6 protein-coding genes and 1 pseudogene are annotated in these 3,551 nt (G+C 60.3%); 2 read left to right on the top strand and 5 right to left on the bottom strand.

The genetic code is table 11. The features are described 5' to 3' along the window. Positions 1-95: 95 nt before the first annotated feature. The 5 genes and pseudogenes from CWO89_RS41950 to CWO89_RS41930 all read right to left on the bottom strand — a co-directional run. On the bottom strand, positions 96-770 hold the full coding sequence (locus CWO89_RS41950) for a site-specific integrase (RefSeq protein WP_130584089.1): 675 nt from the start codon (positions 768-770) through the stop codon (positions 96-98). 427 nt (positions 771-1,197) lie between these two features. After that, positions 1,198-1,422, bottom strand: coding sequence for a hypothetical protein (locus CWO89_RS41945; RefSeq protein WP_130584088.1), 225 nt, complete (start codon positions 1,420-1,422; stop codon positions 1,198-1,200). An 86-nt stretch (positions 1,423-1,508) separates the two neighbouring features. After that, complete coding sequence (locus CWO89_RS41940) at positions 1,509-1,865, bottom strand: hypothetical protein (RefSeq protein ID WP_130584087.1); 357 nt, start codon at positions 1,863-1,865, stop codon at positions 1,509-1,511. A 41-nt stretch (positions 1,866-1,906) separates the two neighbouring features. Next, on the bottom strand, positions 1,907-2,077 hold the full coding sequence (locus tag CWO89_RS46515) for a hypothetical protein (RefSeq protein WP_165421564.1): 171 nt from the start codon (positions 2,075-2,077) through the stop codon (positions 1,907-1,909). 340 nt (positions 2,078-2,417) lie between these two features. Then, a pseudogene (locus CWO89_RS41930) lies at positions 2,418-3,112 on the bottom strand (transposase); the annotation flags it as partial. 18 nt (positions 3,113-3,130) lie between these two features. Between CWO89_RS41930 and CWO89_RS46510 the strand changes: the two are divergent. Next, positions 3,131-3,292, top strand: a complete 162-nt coding sequence (locus CWO89_RS46510) for a hypothetical protein (RefSeq protein WP_165421563.1) — start codon at positions 3,131-3,133, stop codon at positions 3,290-3,292. Positions 3,293-3,322: 30 nt separating this feature from the next. Further along, complete coding sequence (locus tag CWO89_RS41925) at positions 3,323-3,523, top strand: hypothetical protein (RefSeq protein WP_130584085.1); 201 nt, start codon at positions 3,323-3,325, stop codon at positions 3,521-3,523. The last annotated feature ends 28 nt before the right edge of the window (positions 3,524-3,551 follow it).

Genomic DNA, 3,551 nt, shown 5'->3' with positions numbered 1-3,551 from the left:
GATCGTCTGAATTCGGCGCTCATGATCGCGCGAAATCGCTGCTCATCATCAGTGAAATATGCAGCTGTCGGCCCGGCGGCGTCTCAAATCGCGTCTCAGCGCCTGGCGATAGGGCTGCACGGCGCGCTGCAGCGTCCGCTTGGCGCGACGAGGGTGGCGGTCAGGATTTTCTTCGCCTCCTGCGGCGCGAAGCCCTTTCGCGGCGGCTCCTTCTGCTCTTTCTCCCTCTCGGCGTTCTCCGAGGCGTCCTCGTCGCGGACACGGATGCCGAGGAAGGGGTTCTGGTCGAGTTTGCGGCGCTCGACCATGAAGCCGGCGGTGGCGGAAAGCGCGGCGATCCACACCTTGCGTATGCTGTCTCGTGGAATCTTCTTCGCGATGAGGTGGTCAACCCAATCGTATCCGTCCGACGTCCTGATCCGCTTCAGGTCGCGGTGGCGGACGAAGTCGCAGAACTCCTTCACCTTTGGGCGCCAGCGGCATGCCGTGCGTCCGGCCGGTCCCCCCTTGAGTCCGCCTTTCGCGGCATACTCCTCGAACGCCGCCACGAAATCGAGCGCCGGCGTCGAGCGGGCCGGGATCTTCGACAGATCCGTGATCTTCTCGTATTCCCCGACGCGGGCGTGCTCGACGTCCGAGGCAGCTTCGCGCCTTGCCTGGACCAGGAGCGGGACGAGGCGCTCGACATTGGCCGGGGACGCCTCGTAGCCCCCGCTCTGCAGGAGATCGATGGCGTCTAGCTGGAGCGATTCCTCGTCGCCCAGCGCCATCCTGAGCTTGCTGAAGCCGGTCGGCGGTTCCGGCATCCAATGATCGCGAATCCGGGTGTGTTCTTCCCGGCGAAGGGCGTGCAGGTGGACGTCTGATCTGACTGGGCAGAGCGGACATACTCTGCCCCTCTTTTTTCGGCGGGTTCGGGCCATATGCGGAAGTGGTATAGGTCCCGAACGGCATTGTGCGACCCGTGAACGGCTCCACTAAGCCATGTATGCGCGAAAATCCGTTGCAGTGGAGGTCCGCCGCTCATTCCTGGCCCGCGGCGGATAGCTCCGCGCTGCTCCAGCTTTGTAGGCTGCGCTGACCGTGGTAATCGCCTTCACTGAAACACGATCCGCCAGCCTGCGTAGCGTTGGGACATTCCCGAACCACACTCGGCTCTGACGGCCTCAAGGCATTGCCTTGTTTTTGGAGTAACAATCATGTTGATGCCAATCTCGCTGAATGGCTGCGCCCAAGCAGCTTCTCATCGCGAGTCGGCAATAACCCGCGCTCATAAGCAAGCTTGTAGGCGTATCCGGCCGTTAGTCCGTTGCTCATCGCAAGTTCGGTTCCTTTGACGGGATCGCCTAGATAAGCATCCAGGATTGGCTCGCGAATTTCTTTGGTGATCCTGTTGCGGCTATTCCATCTTCCAGTTGTCATTTGGCGCCTTCTTATGCAAAGCAATACACGGCATCGGACGAGTTGGAGCTAGTGGGCGGGAACTGCTGATCGCCCTGCGCTCGCGATCAGCTCATGCTCCCCGGCATGAAGCAGCGCGCCTTCGGGTGACCATTTAGGAGGTAAGGCCAGACCATCGTACGGCCAGCGCGGTTCGGTCCATCCACGACAGCGTCGTTCGGAACATCAATCCACTCGCCATCAATGCGTACGCGATAGTGACCATCCTTAGTTTCCCAATCGGCGTCATCAACGCGCTTCGCATCGCTGCCATCGCAGCAGGGCCCTTTGCCGCTGTGCAAGCTCTCATACCAACTGTTCAACTCAGGGTGCTGATAATCGTGGGCGCGGGCGTGACCGATTGTAGAAATCGGCAGCACGACAGTGAATACAACAAGCGTTGCATGCCAAATGTGATTGTTCATCTCGCACCCAATCCCGGGATCTCTCTGTGCAGTCAGGAAATTCATCCATCCGCATCAACATGCGAAGCTTTCTCAGCTCGCCGCTGGTAGTCGTCGGCAAGGGCCTTGAGCTGACCCGCAATCGCTGAGTCGGTCATGGTTTGGGCGGCGCGGAGCAAAGTCTGTGCTGTCCCTAAATATTCCTTGGCTCGTTGTGAGATCTGGACCGTCATGAAGCCCTCGCGCGGTTCTCGGGCAGCTGGTCGAAGGCGGTTTGGAGCCAGCTCACCCAATTGCGGTCACTTTCCCTGCGAGTTCTGAAGCGATCGACGCACTTCTTGGAACAAAGCGGGGTTCGCCACGAGTAGTGCCGGACGAGACCAAACTTGCCATTACAAACTGCGCATCGCGCGGCACTGCCAGATCTAAAATTATCGGAGCAATGGGGCATCGTAGTCTCCTCTTGGCACTATCGTCGCTGTTCGTCGATCATCCTTTCCACCGTCGCACTGCATGGGCCTGTGCGCTTTTCCTACGCATGCAGCCTAGTCTAGGACGATCGCGGTCAGCCGCTCAATTGAACGTGGGTAATGCGCCGGCCATCCAAAGGGGCCAGGGAATGATACGAAGGTTTAGGGAGCGCGCCCCTAAGCCGACCACTTCCGCAACGGGGGTGAACTCGTCACGCGCGCCGTTTGGGCCCCGTAAACGTAGGCGGTCGAGCTTGAGAAATGCGCTTAAGGTGCGCGAACAGCATCTCGATCTTTTTGCGGAGCCGGCGCGAAGTGCCTCCCTCCCATGATCTTGCGATCTGGCGCGCCATGTCGCGAGCGCCTTCGTAGATCGACCTTGGCACTCTCCGGGATGCCTGCTTGGGCAGCACCGGGGCTTCAATGCGCATCGATCGCAATCGCGCTTACTGGCGAGGTAAAGCATCGTGGCATCATCGTCACCAGCGCTCCGGTCGTGGAGAGGATTTTGCCGCCGGGACAGCGATAGACGTCTCCTGCATGATCATAGGTGAAGTCCTCGCGCGAGAAGATCCCGTCCGTGCGGGCCGACTTGTCGAACACTGTGACGTGGGGCTCGATCCCGTGCTCGTAGACCAACCAGCCAAGCATCTCGGCCGAGCCATAGGCGCTGTCACCGAGGAGCCGGCTCGGATAGAGATCGAACCGATCGATCGAGCGCTCAATCATGCGCTTGGCGGCCAACACCTCTGGCTGCCTGATTGCCGTGGTCGCCTCGACATCGACGATGATCGCGTTCTGGCGAGGCAGATAGTCTTGCACAACGACGTCGTGCACAAGATCGGTCGGGCCGACATCATCGCGGCGCTGGCCAATCTTGGTGAAGATCGACCGCGCCGCATCATCGAGATCATGAACGGCCACACCGACGTCGATCTGGCAGACATCTTCTTTCAGACCGTGCTGAGCTGGGGCTGACCGTGATATATATGCGAGGGCGCGGCAGCGATGGCGCTGAACCTTGGCAGCTTTGATCGGATGACCGATCAAACGAAAGCTTGGCGGCAGGGAAGGCTTTGGGATGTCCCGGGGACAGACGCTGAGCAGGACGACTGTGACCGCGAGGAGGCCGACACCGGAATCGGCGACCATGACGGCCTGCTGGAGCAGGTCGGGACGCAGGACTGGCAAGCTACGGTGATGGCATGAAGGCGCCCTTAGACCTGATTAGGGGGGG

Source organism: Bradyrhizobium sp. Leo170 (assembly GCF_004296405.1).
Lineage (GTDB): Bacteria > Pseudomonadota > Alphaproteobacteria > Rhizobiales > Xanthobacteraceae > Bradyrhizobium.
This window is presented reverse-complemented; position numbering and strand designations above follow the sequence as displayed.